The sequence below is a fragment of the Candidatus Leptofilum sp. genome, assembly GCF_965223285.1.
Taxonomy (GTDB): Bacteria; Chloroflexota; Anaerolineae; order Promineifilales; family Promineifilaceae; genus Leptofilum.
In genome coordinates, this window is the sequence record NZ_OZ244997.1 from 1,259,488 (window position 1) to 1,279,008 (window position 19,521).

Genomic DNA, 19,521 nt, shown 5'->3' on the forward strand with positions numbered 1-19,521 from the left:
GTCGCTAAAACGCTCACCCATCGCAAAAAAAGCAGACCGAGTTCGTTTACCCGGTCTGCTTTTTGTTGGTTTTCAGTTCAGGTTGGTTTAGCCGAATCGCTCTTTGAGTAAGTCTGCCAATGCGGGTTGGCCGATCCCTTGGTACTCGTACCGAACGCGCTGGCTGGGTAGCTTGATGTTAACAATCTTGCCCAAATCAATCGGTGTGGCGATGATAACCAGTTCTGCATCCGAGCGGTTGATGGTTTCTTCCAGATCAGCAATTTGGTCGCCGCCGTAGCCCATTGCAGGTAACACGGTGCCGGTGCCAGGGTATTTTTGGTAGGTAGCGGCGATGGATCGAACGGCAAATGGCCGTGGATCAAGTATCTCGGCCGCACCAAACTTCTGGGCTGCGACTACGCCCGCGCCGTAAGCCATCTCGCCATGGGTGAGGGTGGGGCCATCTTCTACCACCAGCACGCGCTTGCCGCGAATCGCTGCTGGATCGTCCACAAAAATGGGGGAAGCTGCCTGAATAACGGTGGCATCTGGGTTCACGCTGCGGATGTTATCTTGCACGGTGAGGACGTTTTGGAAATCGGCCGTATCTACCTTGTTGAGGATAACGGCCGCTGCCAATCGCAAGTTGGTCTCGCCGGGATGATAGCGCAGCTCATGCCCTGGTCGGTGCGGGTCTGTCACCACAATGTGGAAATCAGACAGATAAAACGGCAAATCGTTGTTGCCGCCATCCCAGATGATGATGTCTGCTTCTTTTTCCGCTTCGCGCAAAATCGCCTCGTAATCAACGCCCGCATATATGACGGCGCCGCGCTCGACGTATGGTTCATACTCTTCCCGCTCTTCGATGGTGCAGTCGTGCCGATCCATATCTTCATAGGTGGCAAAACGCTGAACGGCTTGCGCTGCCAGATTGCCATACGGCATGGGGTGACGAACGGCGACAACGTTTTTGAAGCCCAGCTCTTTTTGCAAAACTTCTAGCACGTAGCGTGAGGTTTGGCTTTTGCCGCAGCCGGTGCGTACCGCGCAAATGGATACGATTGGCTTGCTCGATTTGAGCATCGTGAGGCGGGGATTCATGAGCCGGAAGCCAGCTCCAGCCGCCAGGACGCGAGACGCCAGGTGCATTACGTACTCATGCGAGACGTCCGAATAGGAGAAGTAAACATCGTCAATTTGGTGTTGACGAATGAGGTCTTCCAGTTGGTCTTCTGGGTAGATGGGGATGCCTTCGGGGTAAAGTGGGCCGGACAGTTCGGGGGGATAGCGACGGCCGTCTATATTGGGAATTTGTGTGGCGGTAAAGGCTACCACTTCAACCTGGTCATTGTGACGCAGGGCGGTGTTAAAATCATGAAAATCGCGGCCAGCGGCCCCCATAATCAAGACGCGCTGGCGTTTTTGGTTTGGCATGTAAAACCTCCTAGGTTTTATGTAATCGGCATCTTGCCCGATTACTTTGGTAAACCGCACCGAACAAACAGTGCCTTGCTTTGAAAATTTTGTGCGGTTTGCTTAGAAATGTGGGATTCTGCCGGGTAGTTATGTTGCCCAACAGGTAAACCCAGTGTACTTAGGTTAGGTAGACTGGCTGCTAACAATTGTCACGGCTTGCGGTGAAGTTTGTCAGGAATTGGTGGTTTTGTGGGCAGGGTGAAGTAGAAAATGCTGCCGCGTTCGGTGCTAGCTTCATAGCCAACTTCACCGCCTAGCTTTTCAATGATGCGCTTGACGATGGCCAAACCCAGGCCGTGACTATCGTTAGTGGTGCCCGTTTTGGGTATCTGGTTGAACTCATGGAATAAGTTGGCTCTGAATTCGTCTGGGATTCCGGGTCCATTATCTTTAATCCAAAAGCGAGCCATGAGCGAACAATAGTGGACAGTGCCCTGTGCAGCCGTTTTCTTCCCAAGTAAGCGGGCAACTGAAACGAAAGTTGCCCGCTTACTTAGTGCCTATGTTCGTTACTGCTTGAGCAGTGGGTTTTTAGAAGCAGCAGTTGGAGTCAAAATGATGACAGGAATGGTACGCGATACTTTTCGGGCATACTCGGCAAAGAAAGTGTGCTGGGCAGCCATTTTTTCATACAGTTGGCTTCGTTCTGGCTCTTCAGCAACCGCAGCGGTGGCTTCTACCAGTTGTGTGCCAACTTCTATGCTGACCTGCGGATTGGCCACTAAATTGTAATACCAGTCGGGGTGCGTCGGTGCGCCTCCTTTTGAGGCGATAATGATATAGCGATCCCCGTCTGCCATGTAAATAAGCGGGTTAAGCCGAGGCAGGCCGCTCTTGGCACCAGTAGTATGCAACAGCAGCAGTGGCCTTTCGCTGAAAAAGCCGCCGACCTGCCCGCTATTGGCACGGAACTCTTCAATAATCTCTTTGTTTCTGTCTTTGGGATCGCTCATATAATCTGCTTCGCTTATCTACTTCGTTTATTTTACACTCAAAACTCAAATCAATTATCGTTGCGGATGGCAAGCCTCCGTCAGTGACAATTTCCGAATGACTACGGCAATTCGTACTCAAATATGTAAGTGTGTTTACCATGTTCAACGTGGATTGTCATTCTCCCAGCTAAATTTGTTAACTCGGCCGTACCCGAATCCGGTACGACTTCCAGCACGAGGCGGCTTTCCCTGGCGTTCATGATGCCAAAGTGTTGCAGGACAAACGTGCCGCGCTTGCCGCGCAGCGTGCCGCTTACCTGCTCGATGGCTACGTAGCCGGCCGCACCTTCAACGGCCGTCATCGCCGTAAGCATTTCGCCTATGCTGATGGCAGCAAGGTCGCCCTGAAACGTTTTGTTTATCGACATGCGACCAAGCGATACGCCGTCACTGCCTGGAGCGTAGGCCTCGAGCGGCTGTAGATTGACTTCAAATTCACCTGTTGCTTGCATATTTTCTCCAATTTAAGTGGTTTTGGCTCCAAATGGTCACCGGACTGAACTCATTTGTTTTGCCTTTCGTTGCCGCGTTTGAAATTGCCCGTGGCTTTCGCCATGACTAATTGTGCTTCCTTGTGGGGCAGCCCCGCGATTCTGACCAAAAACTTTTGCGCCTGTTTGCCTTTCAAAATCTTAACCTGCTTGCCCTGCCATTGAATAAAAACTTTGCCGTCTTTACCTTCACGGTAGGTGAAGACTTCATCATCAAGAATGCCTCGCTTGTCTACATTTGCCATCTCAAACTCCTACCTTGCCTTACCCACCCAGCCCGGGGCCGAACCCACTTTCTGCCCCAGAAAGAGGCTCAACTGTGCCGCGTGTTCCTGCACATGGCGCAGGTTGTAAATGTGCAGTTCGGCAACGCTTTTTATGCGCCAATTGAGGCGAACGCGCTGCGGCGTGGTTGGGTCTGTTAAATTTGCGAGTGTGGTCTGGCATTTGGAACGGCCGTACACCAAATACGCTCTCAGCTCATCCTTGGTGTACACCCGTTCAGGCAACAACCCTGCTTCAAACTCTGATAAGGTGAAAGGGGCGGGTGGGGCAAAGTTTACGGCCGTTTCAGACAGATAAAAATCGAGCCAGAAAAGCGCATGATAGGCAATATTCCAAAACTCGGCAAATCCAGGGTCTATCCCCTGTTCATGATAGAGCGGCTCCTGCCAGAGTTCGTCGGGGCAAGCCTGTATGGCATTGTCCAGCATATCAATGGCCGCCCCGAATTGATTCCAAATGATTTCTTTCCAGGTCATAGTTTTTCCGGTTCTCCTAAATCAAAAATGAACATTAATTTGTAGCGCATCGGCAACTTGTTGAGTGAATTGGGCTACGGTGTCACTTTCAGTTCTCGTGCAAATTCTAATGTTGTTTTCTAGACATTCTTGCAAGATGGTTTGGGTGATCCGCGCATCGAACTCAATGAATGTTTGCCATGCTGTTTCGGGCCTAGGCAGTTGATCGATCATTGCTCTCATGCCGCGCCGTTCCTCATTTTCGTTCCAAATTTCACGGCTGGTAAGCCCTGGCCTGGCTAGACAAACAATCTGTTTCGGTGGCAATACTTGAGCAAGGATGGCTGGGTTGCAGACGCCGCCATCGATCAGCAGAGTGGCATCAGATTCCATCTTTTCTACATCTTCAACCAGCAGGTCAAGATATTCTACTAGAGCAGCTTGGTTAAAGTTGTTGAATTCATCCCAGGTTTTATTGAGCAACCAGGCTAATCCGTTTGGTGCAGCTACCCATGATTTATTGACGGGATGACGTGTTTGGCTGAAACGGCCGTGATACGTTCCGTAAATATGGGCATCCATGTCGTAGAGTGGCAAATTAAATCGTTGAGAGAGTCTTTGGCAAATAGTTGTTTTGCCGCTGCCCGCACCCCCAACCACCCAAAATATATTCCGTCGTTTGGACACTGCCTTCTGGGCGTTTTTGAGTAGGCTGGCATTAATAGTAAAGCACAATGTCTTCAAACTGGCTCAATTCGCTGGCAAAGGCGAGGGCGGCGTGAATATCTTCACGCTTGATATTGGGGTAATCTTCCAGAATCATTTCAGCCGTATCTCCGGCGGCCAAAGCACCCAAGATGGTTGAAACCATGACCCTTGTGCCTTTGATGACTGGCTTGCCATGACAAACCAGTGGATTTAATTCAATTCGTTCGTGCATAATCTTCATATCCTTTCCCACTAGAATGCGTACAGGATACCATAAGTTGGCAACTCTGTAATCGTCGGTTCAGCGTAACTATGCAGACATGCGATTTCTTGCAGTCGAGTTGACAAGTGCGTCATCGTGAAAGAAATCGCATGTCTTGTCGGGAACTTGAGTAGTTACGATTCAGCTATCGTTTGGGCTACGGCCGTTTCCACCCCCAACATCTCCCGCAAAAATTGCCCGGTGTAGCTTTTTTCAATGGCGGCAATTTGCTCCGGCGTGCCCATGCCGATGATTTGCCCACCGCCGTCGCCGCCTTCCGGGCCGAGGTCGATGATCCAATCGGCCGTTTTTATCACGTCCAAATTATGCTCAATCACAATCACCGTGTTGCCCGCATCTACCAGGCGGTGCAGCACGTCTAGCAGCTTTTGCACGTCGGCAAAGTGCAGGCCGGTGGTCGGTTCATCCAAAATGTAGACGGTGCGCCCCGTTGCCACGCGGCTCAGTTCTTTAGAGAGCTTAATGCGCTGCGCCTCGCCGCCACTGAGGGTGAGGGCGCTTTGCCCCAGCTTCACGTAATCCAGACCCACGTCGTGCAGCGTTTGCAGGCTGCGGTGGATTTTGGGATGGTTGGCGAAGAATTCCAAAGCCTCCTGCACGTCCATGTCCAGCACGTCGGCGATGGTTTTGTCTTTGTAGGTGACGGCCAGCGTTTCCCGGTTGAAGCGTTGGCCGCTGCATTCGCGGCACAGCACCCAGACGTCGGCCAAGAAGTGCATTTCGACCTTGCGACGGCCGTATCCCGAACAGGCCTCACACCGCCCCCCTTTCACATTAAAGCTAAACCGCCCCGGTTTGTAGCCCCGCGCCTTCGCCTCGTTGGTTTGGGCAAAGACCTTGCGAATTTGGTCGAACAGCTTGACGTAGGTGGCCGGGTTAGAGCGCGGCGTGCGGCCAATGGGGTCTTGGGTGATGTTGATCACCTTGTCTAAATGTTCGATGCCCTTGACGGCGCGGTGGGGGCCTGGGGTGGCCTGGGATTGGTGCAAGGCGCGGGCTAGGGCTGGATGCAGCGTTTCGGCGACCAGGCTGCTTTTGCCGCTGCCGCTCACGCCCGTCACGCAAACCATCGTGCCCAGCGGGAATTTGGCGGTGACGTTTTGCAGATTGTGCAGCCTGGCTCCCTCTAATTTTAGAGTGCCGAGTTTGGGATTGCGTCGGGAACGGCCGTTTGGCGCCACAATCATCTCTTTGCCCGACAAATACCGCCCGGTCAGCGACTCTGGATGGTTAGCAACGGTGTCTGGCGAGCCAGCAACGATAATCTCGCCCCCCTTCACGCCTGCGCCCGGCCCCAAATCAATCAGCCAGTCCGATTCGCGCATCGTTTCTTCATCATGCTCCACGACGAGGACAGTGTTGCCCATGTCGCGCAGCTGGTGCAGCGTGTCTAGCAAAGCACGATTGTCGCGGGCGTGCAGCCCAATCGATGGCTCATCGAGGATGTACAGCACCCCCACCAGCCCGCAGCCAATCTGGCTAGCCAGCCGAATGCGCTGCCCCTCGCCGCCGGACAAGCTGGGCGCAGAGCGATCCAGCGTCAGGTAATGCAGCCCCACGTTCAGCATAAATTGTAGCCGGTCACGGATTTCTTTGAGGACTTCTTCAGCGATTTCAAATTGTTCTTCGTTTAGTTGCTGGTGGCTAGTTGCTAGTTGCTGGTGGCCATCTTTACCGTTAACCGAATACTGATTACCGTTTACCGATGACTGATTACTAAGACCAATCACCCACGCAAACGCCTCATCAATTGCCAATGTGCCCACTTCGGTGAGTGTTTTGCCGCCGACGGTGACGGCGCGGGCTTCGGGGCGCAGGCGGCTGCCTTTGCAGGTGTCGCAGGGAAGCTGATTCATGAAGCTGGCGTACCAGCGGCGGGTGTATTCGGAGCTGGTTTGGTGGAACAGCCGATTGACGTGGAAGACGATCCCTTTAAGCGGCCGTTTCGCTTCGCCAGACCACGACGTATCTTCGTTTTCGCTGGAATACTTAAAATGGATAATCTCATCGCCGGAGCCATACAGCATCTTGTGGCGGAATGATTTGGGTAAATCCTGCCAGGGCGTGTCTAGATCAATGCTGAAATGCTCGGCAATGGCTTTGAGCTGGGCGGTGCGCCACTTGTTTTTCTTCTTGCGGACGTTGCCATACCAGCGCAGTGCGCCATCCATGATAGAGAGCGTTTCATCCTCAATGATGAGGTCAGGATCTACGCGCATTTGGGTGCCGATGCCGTTGCAGTCGGGACACATCCCCAGCGGCGAATTAAAGCTGAACAACTGCGGCGACAGTTCGGGGAAGCTAAAGCCGCAGCTGGTGCAGGCGTTGTGTTCACTAAGGGTTATTTGCTCGTCAGCCAAGTCAGCGACCAGTAAACCTTCGCTGGCGCGTAAGGTTGTTTCCACTGAATCAACTAATCGCGGCATAAAGCCCTCATCGGCCGTTTCTGGCACGATAAGCCGATCAATGATCAGTTCGATGTTGTGTTTGTGCTTTTTGCTCAGTTTGGGCAGCTTGCCTGCCAGATCAACCAGTTCGCCATCGACCCGGGCACGGACGAAGCCATCTTGCCGGGCCTGCTTGAGGGCATCGGCGTGGGTGCCTTTGCGGTTGCGGGCGATGGGGGCGAGTAGCTGGAAGCGCGTGCCGGGCGGCAGGGCGGCTAGCTGGTGGGCGATTTGTTGAGGGGTTTGGGGGGTAACGGCCGTTCCACAATCAGGGCAGTGCGGCGTCCCCACCCGGGCGTATAGCACCCGCAAATAATCCATCACCTCGGTCACTGTGCCCACCGTGGAGCGAGGATTCTTGCTCACCGCTTTTTGCTCAATGGCAATGGCAGGACTTAGTCCTGTGATGGCATCAATTTTGGGCTTTTCCATGTTGCCCAAAAACTGTCGGGCGTAAGACGAAAGGCTCTCGACGTAGCGCCGCTGCCCTTCGGCATAAATCGTGTCAAAGGCCAACGACGATTTGCCGCTGCCGCTCACGCCGGTGAGGACAACGAGCTGATTGCGGGGGATAGTGACATCAATATGCTTCAAATTGTGCTGCTGTGCGCCGCGCACAACGATGTTTTGCGGTTCCATAAAACCTCGTGAAGAATTCGTGAACATTTGTTCTGTTATTGTGGTGAGATTGTAGCATGGTTGGGAAACGGCCGCTACCATTTACACTTTAGGGCAACATTCCTGACATCTTTTGTCAGGAAAAAGTATCAGAGAAGTAATTATTTCGGTTTGCGCTACAAACTAGTTGTTGACAAAAACAAAACATGGTTTATACTTGAAATGAGTTTGCAATACAAACTGATTTTTCTTCAAAATGGAGAGTAGAATCATGACCAATGTGACCGATCTAAAACAGATTCAGCGTATAACAAGAAATTTTGAATATTTGCAGGGATTGCGCCAGGTGCCATTCGGTATTTTGTTTTTGTGCATCGCCGCTTGGCGGGCAGGCTGGTGGCCCTGGATTGATAAATGGCATCCGATTTCTGCTTTTCTGTTGATAGGAATTACCGTTTTTGCTTCATGGCGAATCGAAAAATATTATGAGCGGTCTTTTGGCAGGGTAAAGAAACTGAAGAGTTCCCGGAGTAAAGAAATTGTCATTGGGTTCCTTGTGGTGGGCGGCATCTTTTTGATAGGAAGACTGGAGCAACTGTGGGGCTGGTCAATTAGCGCAACAGGCCTGTTTATTGCTATTTTGTCTTTCACCACCTTTATATTGACCGATAGGTTTCGGATACATTTTTTGATGATAGCAATAGTGATGGTGGTGTTAAGTTTATTACCGCTGACAAATTTATTATCCGTTGAGCAGCTTGGTTTTTGGAGTCCGTTTAGTGCAGCTGGTGTGGCGATTTTTGGGTTGCTTTGGCTCTTTGGTGGCTTGATGGACCATTGGCATCTGGTGCGTGCTTTGGATGGCCGTTCCTACAAGGATGAGCAACGATGAGCCAAATATTTGAGGAACTGGCAGCGCTAGATAAGTTAATTCATGAACCGGCACGGTTGGCTATTCTGACAGCTTTATCGGCCTGCGAAAGTGCTGACTTTCTTTTTCTGGGCCGCCTGACGGGGCTATCAAAGGGCAACTTATCTAGCCATCTTTCCAAGTTGGAAGAGGCAGAATTAGTGGACATTGTGAAGCAGTTTGTTGGCAAAAAGCCGAATACAGTGGTGTCGTTGACGGAAAACGGCCGTATCGCCATCACGCAACATTGGCAGCAGCTAGACAATTTGCGAAACGGTGCCCAAGCCTGGGAGCCGGAGTAGATTTGCTAAAGGAACTTTATCAGCAGATTATCTTGTTTCCTATACAAGAATTTTGCTGGTGACCGACTAAATCCACTCAGCAACGGCCGTTTTCTCCGAATCAGTTATATTGCCAGTGTTTAGCGTAGTCTTGGGTTCTAGCAGGAGCAGATGCACTTCTTCTGGCGCGACGGGGCGGTGCTCCACGCCGCGCGGCACGATGATGAACTCCCCGGCTTCCAGCCAGACGTTTCTGTCGCGGAACTGCATTTGCAGACGGCCGTTCAACACCAAAAACAGCTCATCCTCGTCATCATGGTAATGCCAGACAAACTCGCCTTTCACCTTCACCAATTTCACATATGATTCATTTAGCTCACCTACAATGCGCGGATGCCAATGGTCGTTGAACAGCGACAATTTCTGAGCCAGATTTACTTTTTCCATAATTTTTCTTCGTTCCTTTGTATCTATTTTCTCCCGTCAAGATTTTGACAATTAAATTTTCCTGGTTTATACCTACACTCTTTACTTTCAAGTTTAGCAAGGATTGACAAAATGGCGCAGGAAAAAATTGAGGCAACGGTTCATCTCTTTTGTGGCTTGCCTACATCGGGTAAGACAGCGTTGGCAAAGGAATTGGAGCAATCCCACAATGCCGTGCGCTTCACGCTGGATGAATGGATGATTGCCATCACCGACCTGACGATTGACGATGAGGAATACGGGGTGATGATTGCCAAGTTGAAGGAGATGTTTTGGCAAACGGCCGTGGCAATCCTGCAACAAGGCGTCGATGTCATTTTGGATTGGAGTCTGTGGAATCCAGAGCGACGCCAAAAGTGGATTAGCCGCGTTAACGAGCTTGGTGCCAATTACACCCTCTACTATCTCAACATCCCGCCAGTCGTCATTCGCCAGCGGATTGAAGCACGAAACAACGATCTGCCGCGTGGCGCACATTGGCTGTCAGTTGACGATCTGGATCGTTTCCTGACCATTTATCAACCGCCAACCGCCGAGGAAAACCTGAACGTGGTGGAGATGCACTTGGGGCAAGATGGCCCCATCCAAAACCCACATCTTGAAGGCAACACCTTCTTTTGGCCGGGCAACGAGGTTGGAGTGCTGTTGCTGCACGGCCTGACGGCGACTACAGCCGAGGTCCGCTTGCTGGCCGAGAAGCTCCACGCAAAGGGCTACACCATCTCAGCCCCGCTGTTGCCGGGACACGGCACACAGCCAGAAGATTTGAACGAAACAACCTGGCACGACTGGGCCTGGTCGGCTGAAAAAGCGTACCAACATCTGGCAACAGTGTGTGACCATGTGTTTGTTGGCGGTGAATCGACCGGGGGTGCATTGGCCTTGCTGCTGGCGGCAAGGCATGAGGAAATTACTGGTGTTTTATGCTACGCGCCGGCAATTAAGCTGGCTATCCCCATGCATAACATGGTTCGGCTGTATGTGGCTGCTCCGTTAGTACATTCGTTGCCCAAGGAAAATGTGGGCAGCAATGCCAATTGGCAAGGATACAAAGTTAATCCGCTGCGGGCGGTAATGGAACTGGTGCGTTTGGGTCGGGAAGTGCGCCGCCAACTGGCGCAAATCAATCAACCCGTGCTGGTGATGCAGGGGCGTAACGACAAAACAGTTGCTGAAGATGTGGGCGAGATTATTCTGGAAGGTGTCTTGTCCGAAAAAGCCAAGCAGATTTGGCTAGAACAGTCGGCCCATGTTATTTTGCTGGAAGATGAGCTGGATGATATTACGGCCGTTACCCTCGAATTTATGCATCAGGCTCTTTCATCTCAGCGTTTGGCTAAGGAATGACAGCGTACGCTCCCAGGCTAGTTCAGCGGCAGCTTTATCGTAGGCATCGGGGCGAGACCGCTCAAAGAACCAATGGCCTGTGCCAGGGTAGATGTGAAAGGTGACAGGACGGCCGTTGTCCTTCAACTTTTGCTCAAAATGCTCCCGATACGCATCATCTTCATAGGGATCATTTTCTGCAAAGTGACCTAGATAGCTGGCTTGTGTCTTGGTTTGCTCCGCCCAACCAAGGCCATAAAAAAGCACCACAGAAGCCACTCGCTCAGATTGGTCGTGGGTAATCTGCACGGCAAAGCTGGCTCCCAGCGAGAAGCCAATGACCCCGACCTTGCCGCCGCGACAGGCTTCGTGCGCCAGCAGTTCATTTAGTGCGGCCTTGACCACCGCTTTGGCGATATCTTCATTCATCGCTTCGCTGTATTTTTCGGCTTCGTTGATCGTGGTGGCAATACAGCCGTCGTACAGATCAGGTGCCATCGCCACAAAACCAGCTTCTGCCAGACGGTCACAAACGCCTTCAATATCTTTATTGAGACCCCACCAGGGATGCAGCACCAGCACACCAGGCGCGGGCTGCTCGTTTGGCAGTGCGAGATAAGCGTTTGCCTCTACGTTTTTGGCTTCTATTTTCATGCTTTCTCCATTCTTTTTATACAACCAACTCAAAGCTGCGTTCGCCGATGATTTGGCCGTTGACCTGAATTTCGACGCGATGGCTGCCGGGATAATACTTACGGGTGGTGATAGGGCGGATGGGATGACTTTTTTCGACGGAGAGGGATTGGTTGGGGGGCAGGACGGCCGTTTTCAGCTTAAACACTTTGCCACTGGTCTGTCCATTTGCCTTCACAAAATGAATGACAAAATCAATTGCCAGATTTTGCTCGGAAGCGGCCGTGCTGTGCAGCGTAAAGTTTAGCTGGAGCGCGTCGCCCAGATGCAGCGTGTTGGGGGCAACGCTGAAATCAATCAGAGTAACCTGGGGCGGGCCGTAGCCCAGCACTGCCAGGGCGTCGGGATCGCCATCTTTTACCAAAGTGCGCAAAGCACGCTGCACAACCCAGTGGCGTTCGTCCGGGCCATCTTGCCACCAGCGGCGGCAGGTTTCTATTACCAGTTGGGGATGGTCTTTGGCGATGTCGTTGAGGTGGTTGCTCACCGAGCGACGGACGTATTCGGAGGGATCGTCTTTGAGCTTTTCCAGAAGTGCCAGGGTAGGGCTGGGGTCTTCAATAAATTGGGTTAAGCGGCCGGCCCAGGGCAGTCGGGGGCGCGTGCCTTCGCTCACCAGGCGGCGCACGTGGGGGTTTTCATCTTCTACCCACTTATTGAGGATGGTGAGCATTTTGTCTTGATGCTGAATGAGAAACGGCCGTATGGCAAATTCGGCCGTGTGTCTTTTGGTAATCTCGTACATGGCGCGCACGCCTACGTCAAAATCTTCCAGGCCGTACACCTCAATAAAGTGGGCAATCGGCCAGTAGTGCCAGCCGTCATTAAACATGCCGCCCTCGTCAGTAAGTTCTGCGCCCAATGCCGCTTCCAGCACCGCCCAGGCGTTGGCAAACCCAGCAGGCAAATGGTCGCGCAATGCCTGAACAAAGACGACGGTGCGGGCCTTCATCTCCAGGCCGTCCAGCTGGGGGGCAACCTGGTTGACAAAATCAGCGGCGGGGAACTGGGGGTGAACGGCCGTAATCTGGTTTGCCATTTGCCGCGCCAAATCAACGTCAAAATAATCTTTGAACAGTTTGTTTTCGTTTTCACTCATGACAATACCCGGTTTTAGTCACTCAAGTTAGGTAAACATTGTGTTTAGGTCTGGGTACAACTTCTCTAGTTCTTCTTCCGTCCATGACTTACCAAGAGGTCTTTGAGGGTAATTGATACTTATCTTGTCATAGGGAAATTCTTGCTCTGTTTTAGCCTTGAAAGCGTTCGCCGCGACATAGAGCATGTCCTCATATTCGTAAACGAATTCTTTTGGGTTGACCCACTCCCCAATAGACTCAGGAGCTTTCATAGCGGCTTCCCATCGTTCTTGGCCATTTGCCATCAGCCACCCTCGGAAATATTCAAAACAATCATCTGAGCAGCCACGATTGATAATGTAAGCAACCGCCCATAAATCGTGGCGATAAGATTCACTCATTAAGTCGTTTTGGTGTTGCATAAAAGAAACAATTTCACCAGCGGGTAGCTTTTGGAGCTTCTTAGTTATGACAGGTGCAACATCATAAACCGTGCTTACATTTTTAAGTGCTTCCTCGATGATCTGCCAGAAAGTTATATGATTCATTAACTATCACCTTTACCATTCTCCAGCATAGCGGGGTGAATACGGCCGTACCAATTCGCCCACTAAAAAATATTTCAGCTCAATCAACTGGCGCAGATGCAACAGGTCGTGCGCCACCCAGGCGGCCAGCATATCCCCCGCGTGGAACTTGCCCGCAACGGGATGGGTATCAAATTGCTCCAGATCAGGATTTTCCAGCGAAGCCAGCCAGGCCAATGACTTTTGTCGCTCATCTAGAAAATTTTGCAACGAACTGGCCAACTCGCGCTCGTTGTAGCTGCGGGATGTGACCCAACCTGCCGGATCGATGGGGGGCCATTCTTCGCCGGGCCGGTGCAGCAGGTAATCAAACCGCTGCCGAAAATCTTCGCGCTCCTCGTCATACAAGTGGTTCACCACTTCCAATACAGACCAATCATCAGGGGACGGTTTGATTTTTGCCTGTTCTTCGCCAACGTCGGCGACAATCTGCCGGATGAGTTCACCGTTTTGCTGGAGCTGTTCCTGACATGCCGCAAAATCCATTTCTACCTCCATAATAGGCAATCTGGAAACGGTTTAAGTACGAGATTGCCGACCCGGTAACACCTGAACGAATGTTCTGATTTTACCTGGAAAGTTGCTTTGAGACTATAGCTGTTTAATTCGCACAGGTAAGTGGCAAATGACCTTATCTGGAGTCGCCAATGCAATTTCAATGCCCAAATACCCTGGCAGCATCCCTTGCCCAAACTGATTAAATTCCTGTGTAGATGTTGGCCGTTTCATAGATGTTTGTCTATATGTGCAGGTAAAAAAAGTGGTGCAAATACATAATGTGCTCTTCAGTAACAAGGACAAGATTGATGTTATGTGACCAAGTGGGTTTGGGTAAAATTGCCGTTCGCGCTAGACTTACCCTTTTTGTGAGTAAACAGGATTTTTTGTGAAGATAGCAGTTATTTCAGATATTCATGGCAACATGCCCGCCCTGGAAACAGCAACGGCCGATATTGAAAAATGGCAGCCGGATCAAGTGATCGTCAACGGCGATATTGTCAATCGAGGGCCGCTTTCACGAGAAAGTTTGGAATGGGTTTTGTCCAAGCAGGTGAGTGATCGTTGGCATATTGTGAAAGGGAATCACGAAGATTACGTGCTGGAATGCGCCGCCAACGGCGCAGAGTCCGACGCACGCTACCAGGTAAGCCAATTTGCCCATTGGGCTTATGAACAGGTGGTTGATTATGTGCCGATCATTGCCAATTTACCTGACCAGCACGTCGTATTTGCACCGGATGGCACAGAACTGCGCGTGGTGCATGGCTCCATGCGTGACAATCGAGATGGCATTTATTCACAAACAACCGACAAGGAGCTGCGTGAGCAAATTGCCCCTGCGTCGGCGCTGTTTGTCACGGGGCACACCCATCGGCCGCTCATCCGCCAAATTGACGAGACGACGGTGGTTAATGTTGGTTCAGTAGGTGCCTCGTTTGATGGCAATCGAGCACTGTGTTACGGCCGTTTCACCTGGCAACTTGGTAAGGGATGGAAGGCTAAACTGGTGCGGCTGCCCTACAATTTTGCCCGCGTCGAGCAAGATTATGAAACGTCTGGCTTTTTGGCTGAGGCGGGGCCGCTAGCCCAGCTAATGTTGGTAGAGCTGCGTCGGGCAGGCGGTTTAGTGTACCGCTGGGCCAGCCGCCACCAGGAGGCGGTGCTGGCTGGCGAGATTAGCATGGAAGAAAGCGTGCGAACTGTGCTGCAAGATGAGGATTTACGGCCGTATCTTGGCACCCCCGGCTGGTCTTTAGCAGAAATTTTTCAGGATGCCCAAAAAGAAAACGACCGTTCATAGCAACGGCCGTTTCCTCTGCAAGCCCCTCCTGGCTTTTTGTGAATCCCAGTCCCGTTTGCCTTGTGTGCAATAAGCCATCACCATCGTTAAAACTATTTTCTCCTGGTGCGCTTGGATGTTGCTTCTTAGCAATGACTCTGCCAACAAAGAGCAAACTTGGCTTGCAAATTATTGCGTCTTCCAACCACTCATTTATAATCCCTTCAGTTGCACTAGGCAGGGTTAACCGAGGGGAAGACTGCCTTTAGCATAGTTGGAAACCGTTAATATACCGTAAATTGCCACTGTGTCATTAGTGTGTCTTAGTGAGAAAAGGCCTGGATGAGCCAAAAAGAGTTGCGAATCAGTATGCTGGGCGGTTTCGAATTGTCTTGGGGAGACGGCCAGAACCAAGAAATCATTACAAACGAGCTGCCAGACAAACCCAGAGCTTTGCTCGGCTATCTCGTGTTGAATAACCGTCGGCACCAGCGCGATACGTTAGCTACCTTGTTTTGGCCTGATTCACAGGTGGCTTTGGCCAGCTTACGTGTTGCCCTCAACAAGTTGAAATTAGCCGGTTTAGAACAATTCCTCCATATTTCCAGAAATTATCTCAGCTTTGATCAACAATCCCCTTACTGGTTTGACGTTCATGCGTTTCAATCTTTAATTGCCAACAGTCGTCGGCAACCTGAGCCAAATATTGCCGCACTAAAGCAAGCCGTTTCTTTTTACAACGGTGAATTTTTGGCCGGATTTTCCCTGCCGAGCGTAACCGTTTTTGACGAGGAAATTTTGCGGTTGCGTCAGCAGCTAGAGCAAAATGCTTGGAATGCCTTTGATACAATCATTCAGGCTTCGATGCTTGAGAAGGTGGATTATGGGGTTGGCATTCAATATGCTCAGCGTGCCTTGACTTTGATGCCCTGGAAGGAGCCTGCACACCGGTATTTGATGTGGCTGTTGGCCCACACGGGTCAAAAAGCGGACGCCATCAAACAGTACGAGTACTGTCGCGAAGCACTGAAAATTCATGTGGACGCAGAACCCTCCCCAGAGACTGAAGAGCTTTTGCTAGAGATTCGGCAGCACAAAACAACGGCCGAATTAGAGATTGTCACCCTGCCACCACTGGATGTGGCAGACCGCGAGGATGAACCACCCTTTTTGGCCTCAGGGCAACGGCCGTTTTTTGTCGGCCGTCGTGAGCCAATCATGCAGTTAGAACGTGCATTGGTTCGCGATAAACGCCCTTGTTGGGGGCTGGTAGGCATGGGCGGGGTGGGCAAAACGACGCTGGCTCTCTTTTTGGCGCACAGGCTCCGCGCACACTTTCCCGATGGGGTGCTGTGGGCAAATATGGTCGAATCGCAGCCCGAAGAGATTGCCACGCAGTGGGCGGCTGAGTACGGATATGATTTAAGTTTGCAGCGGTCTGGGGACGAGCGGTTGACCTGGCTGCGCCAGATTTTGGCAGAAAAAAAGGCTCTACTCATTTTTGATGATGTGCGTTCCGGTGCCAAAATACGGAGGTTGCTGCCTGAGAGTGGCGATTGTGCCGTGTTGATAACCAGCCGGACCGAGCAGGTTGTGCGTAGCATTAACGCCCAGCCGCTGGCATTGTCCCAATTTGCGTTGGCAAACGGCCGTCGGCTGCTGCTGCATCACATTCAAGACGATCGCGCCATCAATGAGCCGGATGCCGTAGACGAAATTTGCCACCTGGTTGGTAATTTGCCATTGGCTATCAACATTGCGGGCAGCTATTTAGCCTACCGCCCTTATCGTTCACTGGCCGATTTTGCCGAATTGCTGAAACAGCGGTTGGCACCGCACAATCTTGGCGAGGGGGATGCTCGGCTGCAAGAAACGATAACGTTGAGCTGGGCGCACCTGGATGAACGGCAGCGTTGCCTCTTTACCTTGATGAGCTTGTTTAACGGCCGTACCTTTTCGCTGGAAGCGATAGCTGCCCTGGCTGAGCAAATGCTCGATTCTCGTGAGAAACAGTACCAATTCGAGGATCAGCTTCAAATGCTGGTGCAATTTTCTTTACTGCAAGACGAAGGTCAGCGACAGTATCGGCAGCACAATTTGTTAGCCAGTTTTGGGCTAGAAAAATTAACCGATGTTGAGGATGTACAAAAGCGATACAGTCGCTATTTTGCCAATTTTGCTGAAAGGAACGCCGCTAACTACAAACTGCTTCAGCGGGATTGGGGCAATTTGGATACGGCCGTTCACTTTGCTGAGAAAAACCAACAGTGGGAGGACGTGCTGCGCTTTACGGCTGCTCTTAAAGAGGCTTGGTTCAAGCGAGGCCGCTTTGATGAGGCGCGTCACGCTTTTGAACTGGCATTCCAGGCGGCCGGTCGGTTGGAAGAAGATACGCTGCTGGCGCGTAACTGGCTGTGGTGGGGACAAGCCTGCCTGGAGCAAGGCGATCAGACCGAAGCGCGCAACTGGTTGCAAAAAGCCCTTGATCTGTATGATGAATTGGAAGATGGCATCGGCATTGCCGATGCAGAATTTGAGCTAGCCCGCCTGGATATTGATCAAACCTTGCCAGAGGCGGCCGAGCGTCGTTTGAACCGCGTGCTGGCTTTGCGACGGGAACAGAATGACGACTCAGGCATTGCAGCTACCAAATACCGTTTTGCTCGCCTGTGGCATCGCCAACTAAATGAAGAGAAGGCAAAACAAGAGGCGGAGGCAGCATTGGCCAGGCAAAAAGCAGTTGGCGATGAGTTAGGGCGTTGCCGCACGCTGCGCTTGTTGGTTTTCATCATGATTGGCCTGAATCAATATGACGTTGCTTATTCTTACGCCGGAGAAGCGTTGGCCCTAGCCTACAAGCTGGAGGATTTGGGTGAAATAGCACTGGCACAAAAGGGGATGGCCACGGCTTACCGTAGGTTGGGGCAGTTGGAGGCGGCCAGCCAGGCGGCAGCGGAAAGTTTTGCCGCGCTGGAAAGAATGGGAGATCGACGCTCGATGAATGATGTTCGCTTTTTGCAATGCCTCATCAAGCGCAGCGAAGGCAAGTTTCAAGAGGCGATGCTGCTGGCAGAGGAATGTCAGCGTGAATTTTCCCGATTAAAAGATACCCTTCATGTGACATATTGCTTAATTCATCGGGGTGATTTTAACAAGGAGTTGGGGGTGTTGCAGACGGCCGTTCACCATTGGCAAGATGCGTTAGCCCTGGCCAAAAAAATAGGAAATGAGACCCTCATCCAGAAGATTAACGACCGTCTGCAAGCTGACCAACCAGGTTAAACCCCACCATCAGAATTGCCCTCTGGCCCCTTCACTGGCCAATGGCCTGCCGTGAAGATAGGCCGCCACGCCTGGGCCGGAATTGGTTGATCTGGGTTGCGGCGCGCCGCCTCTTTAAACCAATCTCGCCACGTTTGCGTGTGGCCAAGCTGACGGCTGTTGGTAGGATTGCCGCCATTGGTGACCACCCCAACATTGTCCCCATCTAACCGTAGCAAATAATGGTCCACGGGTAAAAGCTGGTCGAGCCATTTACCAAACGCTTTCTCCATTTTTTCCAGGTTATCACCATCTTTAGACCAGGGAGCTGGTTGCTTGACTTTATATTCCTTTTGCAGATAGCCCAAGATGGCAACGGCCGTTTCTTCCAGCATCGTTTGGGCTTTAGCTAGGTCTGGCGTGTTGGCGCAGTTGGGATAATTGGCGCGTGTCGGTTGATGACGCTGGCCGAGTACAGCTTGCCACGCTTCATCCAGAGCGTCCGCCGCTTTGGGGAATTTTAAGGCTCGCAATATTTTGATGGTGCCATACGGCCGTATTGCATCTGGCGGGTGCTCGCCATCATCTGCGACGAATTTTTCTTGTCGGTTGTCCTGCAAAATGGCTTGAAGGCTGGCCCCCGAGATTGGCCCGGCCACAATGGCTGCAAACACATCTGCAAAAATCTCTTCCAGCCAATGGTTCATCCAGTCCGGATATAGCGGAATTAGCTTGTGCAACCGTGCGGCCAGTCCCGGCGCGTGATGGTACACATAATGCCCTACCTCATGGGGGATTGCCAGGTAATCCAGATTTAGCTCAGTAGCGGTGTATGGTAGCCCGATGAGGGCAACGGGCGCATAGGGCAGGATGCGAATGTTGGGCGATTTGTTGAGATAGGTGAGAACGGCCGTTTGCGGCAGCAAGTCGGTTTTAATGGCCACATTCAGAGCCGCCTGTGCCAGATTATCTGCTTTGGCTAACGTGGCTTGCAACACTTTTTGCTGTCGCTGTTGGAAAATGCGGCGAATCACCGTTAGATCAAAGGCGATCTGGTCTAAAGTAGAACGCAAAATATGTTCAGGGGGCAGCACCATGGCTGGCAATAGCTGGCCTCTGGTAAACCCATCTTCAAAAAATGAAAATTGGTCGTTGCCAAATGTCTGCAAACTTTTTGTTAGTGCCAGCAGGCAGTTGTTAATTGGATTTGTGACGGTGGACAGCTCTGTTGCGGTGGCGGTAAGTTGTACATCCAACGCCTTCATACGCTTTTGCCAATGTGGTTTCATGTGATTTCTCCTTCCCGGTACAGTTTGTTGCTCATTTAGGTACGTTTCTAGTACCAGAGTACCGGTCAATCGCAAATGAAACGTAA

21 protein-coding genes are annotated in these 19,521 nt (G+C 51.6%); 5 read left to right on the plus strand and 16 right to left on the minus strand.

Features of this window, described 5'->3' with window-relative positions:
- Nucleotides 1-87 precede the first annotated feature (87 nt).
- The 9 genes from ACOQPU_RS05955 to uvrA form a co-directional block, all read right to left on the minus strand.
- A complete protein-coding gene (locus tag ACOQPU_RS05955) occupies nt 88-1,419 on the minus strand; it encodes a cyclic 2,3-diphosphoglycerate synthase (protein ID WP_420644207.1) in 1,332 nt (443 codons plus the stop codon).
- A gap of 191 nt (nt 1,420-1,610) precedes the next feature.
- Complete coding sequence (locus ACOQPU_RS05960; protein ID WP_420644208.1) at nt 1,611-1,871, minus strand: sensor histidine kinase; 261 nt, start codon at nt 1,869-1,871, stop codon at nt 1,611-1,613.
- A gap of 99 nt (nt 1,872-1,970) precedes the next feature.
- Complete coding sequence (locus tag ACOQPU_RS05965) at nt 1,971-2,414, minus strand: nitroreductase family deazaflavin-dependent oxidoreductase (RefSeq protein WP_420644209.1); 444 nt, start codon at nt 2,412-2,414, stop codon at nt 1,971-1,973.
- Between the two features lie 101 nt (nt 2,415-2,515).
- Nucleotides 2,516-2,908, minus strand: a complete 393-nt coding sequence (locus ACOQPU_RS05970) for a DUF3224 domain-containing protein (protein ID WP_420644210.1) — start codon at nt 2,906-2,908, stop codon at nt 2,516-2,518.
- 50 nt (nt 2,909-2,958) lie between these two features.
- The gene (locus tag ACOQPU_RS05975) at nt 2,959-3,192 is read right to left on the minus strand and encodes a hypothetical protein (protein ID WP_420644211.1); all 234 of its coding nucleotides are present in this window, start codon (nt 3,190-3,192) and stop codon (nt 2,959-2,961) included.
- A 9-nt stretch (nt 3,193-3,201) separates the two neighbouring features.
- Nucleotides 3,202-3,708, minus strand: coding sequence for a DinB family protein (locus ACOQPU_RS05980; RefSeq protein ID WP_420644212.1), 507 nt, complete (start codon nt 3,706-3,708; stop codon nt 3,202-3,204).
- Between the two features lie 21 nt (nt 3,709-3,729).
- A complete protein-coding gene (locus tag ACOQPU_RS05985; RefSeq protein ID WP_420644213.1) occupies nt 3,730-4,374 on the minus strand; it encodes a hypothetical protein in 645 nt (214 codons plus the stop codon).
- A gap of 31 nt (nt 4,375-4,405) precedes the next feature.
- Entirely contained in the window at nt 4,406-4,627 is a 222-nt protein-coding gene (locus ACOQPU_RS05990) for a DUF433 domain-containing protein (protein WP_420644214.1), read from the minus strand.
- 164 nt (nt 4,628-4,791) lie between these two features.
- Nucleotides 4,792-7,764, minus strand: coding sequence for an excinuclease ABC subunit UvrA (uvrA, locus tag ACOQPU_RS05995; protein WP_420644215.1), 2,973 nt, complete (start codon nt 7,762-7,764; stop codon nt 4,792-4,794).
- Nucleotides 7,765-8,014: 250 nt separating this feature from the next.
- Here uvrA and ACOQPU_RS06000 point away from each other — a divergent pair, with 250 nt between their 5' ends.
- Nucleotides 8,015-8,635: a hypothetical protein gene (locus ACOQPU_RS06000; RefSeq protein WP_420644216.1), complete on the plus strand. Its 621-nt coding sequence runs from the start codon at nt 8,015-8,017 to the stop codon at nt 8,633-8,635.
- Nucleotides 8,632-8,955 carry a transcriptional regulator gene (locus ACOQPU_RS06005; RefSeq protein ID WP_420644217.1) on the plus strand — a complete coding sequence of 108 codons (324 nt, stop codon included), beginning with the start codon at nt 8,632-8,634 and terminating at the stop codon, nt 8,953-8,955. Before ACOQPU_RS06000 ends, ACOQPU_RS06005 begins: the two co-directional genes overlap by 4 nt.
- Before the next feature lie 66 nt (nt 8,956-9,021).
- Here the strand turns inward: ACOQPU_RS06005 and ACOQPU_RS06010 are convergent, their stop codons facing one another.
- Entirely contained in the window at nt 9,022-9,381 is a 360-nt protein-coding gene (locus tag ACOQPU_RS06010; protein ID WP_420644218.1) for a cupin domain-containing protein, read from the minus strand.
- Between the two features lie 111 nt (nt 9,382-9,492).
- Between ACOQPU_RS06010 and ACOQPU_RS06015 the strand changes: the two genes are divergently transcribed.
- The gene (locus tag ACOQPU_RS06015) at nt 9,493-10,767 is read left to right on the plus strand and encodes an alpha/beta fold hydrolase (RefSeq protein WP_420644219.1); all 1,275 of its coding nucleotides are present in this window, start codon (nt 9,493-9,495) and stop codon (nt 10,765-10,767) included.
- Here ACOQPU_RS06015 and ACOQPU_RS06020 read toward each other — a convergent pair.
- The 5 genes from ACOQPU_RS06020 to ACOQPU_RS06040 form a co-directional block, all read right to left on the minus strand.
- Complete coding sequence (locus ACOQPU_RS06020; RefSeq protein ID WP_420644220.1) at nt 10,741-11,400, minus strand: dienelactone hydrolase family protein; 660 nt, start codon at nt 11,398-11,400, stop codon at nt 10,741-10,743. The two genes, ACOQPU_RS06015 and ACOQPU_RS06020, sit on opposite strands and share 27 nt — an antisense overlap.
- Before the next feature lie 16 nt (nt 11,401-11,416).
- Nucleotides 11,417-12,538 carry a DNA alkylation repair protein gene (locus ACOQPU_RS06025; RefSeq protein WP_420644221.1) on the minus strand — a complete coding sequence of 374 codons (1,122 nt, stop codon included), beginning with the start codon at nt 12,536-12,538 and terminating at the stop codon, nt 11,417-11,419.
- A gap of 27 nt (nt 12,539-12,565) precedes the next feature.
- Nucleotides 12,566-13,066: a DUF4240 domain-containing protein gene (locus ACOQPU_RS06030; protein ID WP_420644222.1), complete on the minus strand. Its 501-nt coding sequence runs from the start codon at nt 13,064-13,066 to the stop codon at nt 12,566-12,568.
- A 12-nt stretch (nt 13,067-13,078) separates the two neighbouring features.
- On the minus strand, nt 13,079-13,591 hold the full coding sequence (locus tag ACOQPU_RS06035; RefSeq protein WP_420644223.1) for a DinB family protein: 513 nt from the start codon (nt 13,589-13,591) through the stop codon (nt 13,079-13,081).
- 105 nt (nt 13,592-13,696) lie between these two features.
- Nucleotides 13,697-13,834 carry a hypothetical protein gene (locus ACOQPU_RS06040; protein ID WP_420644224.1) on the minus strand — a complete coding sequence of 46 codons (138 nt, stop codon included), beginning with the start codon at nt 13,832-13,834 and terminating at the stop codon, nt 13,697-13,699.
- A gap of 157 nt (nt 13,835-13,991) precedes the next feature.
- Between ACOQPU_RS06040 and ACOQPU_RS06045 the strand changes: the two genes are divergently transcribed.
- Both ACOQPU_RS06045 and ACOQPU_RS06050 read left to right on the plus strand, forming a co-directional pair.
- A complete protein-coding gene (locus tag ACOQPU_RS06045; protein WP_420644225.1) occupies nt 13,992-14,906 on the plus strand; it encodes a metallophosphoesterase family protein in 915 nt (304 codons plus the stop codon).
- A 321-nt stretch (nt 14,907-15,227) separates the two neighbouring features.
- The gene (locus ACOQPU_RS06050; protein WP_420644226.1) at nt 15,228-18,167 is read left to right on the plus strand and encodes an AfsR/SARP family transcriptional regulator; all 2,940 of its coding nucleotides are present in this window, start codon (nt 15,228-15,230) and stop codon (nt 18,165-18,167) included.
- Here ACOQPU_RS06050 and ACOQPU_RS06055 read toward each other — a convergent pair.
- The gene (locus ACOQPU_RS06055; RefSeq protein ID WP_420644227.1) at nt 18,164-19,435 is read right to left on the minus strand and encodes a hypothetical protein; all 1,272 of its coding nucleotides are present in this window, start codon (nt 19,433-19,435) and stop codon (nt 18,164-18,166) included. The two genes, ACOQPU_RS06050 and ACOQPU_RS06055, sit on opposite strands and share 4 nt — an antisense overlap.
- Nucleotides 19,436-19,521: the final 86 nt, after the last annotated feature.

What these genes read in the sequence shown, in the direction of transcription:
- ACOQPU_RS06055 (WP_420644227.1), bottom strand. Translation starts at nt 19,435, where the DNA reads ATGAAACCACATTGGCAAAAGCGTATGAAGGCGTTGGATGTACAACTT.
- ACOQPU_RS06025 (WP_420644221.1), bottom strand. Translation starts at nt 12,538, where the DNA reads ATGAGTGAAAACGAAAACAAACTGTTCAAAGATTATTTTGACGTTGAT.
- ACOQPU_RS05975 (WP_420644211.1), bottom strand. Translation starts at nt 3,192, where the DNA reads ATGGCAAATGTAGACAAGCGAGGCATTCTTGATGATGAAGTCTTCACC.
- ACOQPU_RS06005 (WP_420644217.1), top strand. Translation starts at nt 8,632, where the DNA reads ATGAGCCAAATATTTGAGGAACTGGCAGCGCTAGATAAGTTAATTCAT.
- ACOQPU_RS06030 (WP_420644222.1), bottom strand. Translation starts at nt 13,066, where the DNA reads ATGAATCATATAACTTTCTGGCAGATCATCGAGGAAGCACTTAAAAAT.
- ACOQPU_RS05965 (WP_420644209.1), bottom strand. Translation starts at nt 2,414, where the DNA reads ATGAGCGATCCCAAAGACAGAAACAAAGAGATTATTGAAGAGTTCCGT.
- ACOQPU_RS05980 (WP_420644212.1), bottom strand. Translation starts at nt 3,708, where the DNA reads ATGACCTGGAAAGAAATCATTTGGAATCAATTCGGGGCGGCCATTGAT.
- ACOQPU_RS06015 (WP_420644219.1), top strand. Translation starts at nt 9,493, where the DNA reads ATGGCGCAGGAAAAAATTGAGGCAACGGTTCATCTCTTTTGTGGCTTG.
- ACOQPU_RS05990 (WP_420644214.1), bottom strand. Translation starts at nt 4,627, where the DNA reads ATGCACGAACGAATTGAATTAAATCCACTGGTTTGTCATGGCAAGCCA.
- ACOQPU_RS06010 (WP_420644218.1), bottom strand. Translation starts at nt 9,381, where the DNA reads ATGGAAAAAGTAAATCTGGCTCAGAAATTGTCGCTGTTCAACGACCAT.
- uvrA (WP_420644215.1), bottom strand. Translation starts at nt 7,764, where the DNA reads ATGGAACCGCAAAACATCGTTGTGCGCGGCGCACAGCAGCACAATTTG.
- ACOQPU_RS06035 (WP_420644223.1), bottom strand. Translation starts at nt 13,591, where the DNA reads ATGGATTTTGCGGCATGTCAGGAACAGCTCCAGCAAAACGGTGAACTC.
- ACOQPU_RS05960 (WP_420644208.1), bottom strand. Translation starts at nt 1,871, where the DNA reads ATGGCTCGCTTTTGGATTAAAGATAATGGACCCGGAATCCCAGACGAA.
- ACOQPU_RS05955 (WP_420644207.1), bottom strand. Translation starts at nt 1,419, where the DNA reads ATGCCAAACCAAAAACGCCAGCGCGTCTTGATTATGGGGGCCGCTGGC.
- ACOQPU_RS06040 (WP_420644224.1), bottom strand. Translation starts at nt 13,834, where the DNA reads ATGAAACGGCCAACATCTACACAGGAATTTAATCAGTTTGGGCAAGGG.
- ACOQPU_RS06000 (WP_420644216.1), top strand. Translation starts at nt 8,015, where the DNA reads ATGACCAATGTGACCGATCTAAAACAGATTCAGCGTATAACAAGAAAT.
- ACOQPU_RS06050 (WP_420644226.1), top strand. Translation starts at nt 15,228, where the DNA reads ATGAGCCAAAAAGAGTTGCGAATCAGTATGCTGGGCGGTTTCGAATTG.
- ACOQPU_RS05970 (WP_420644210.1), bottom strand. Translation starts at nt 2,908, where the DNA reads ATGCAAGCAACAGGTGAATTTGAAGTCAATCTACAGCCGCTCGAGGCC.
- ACOQPU_RS06020 (WP_420644220.1), bottom strand. Translation starts at nt 11,400, where the DNA reads ATGAAAATAGAAGCCAAAAACGTAGAGGCAAACGCTTATCTCGCACTG.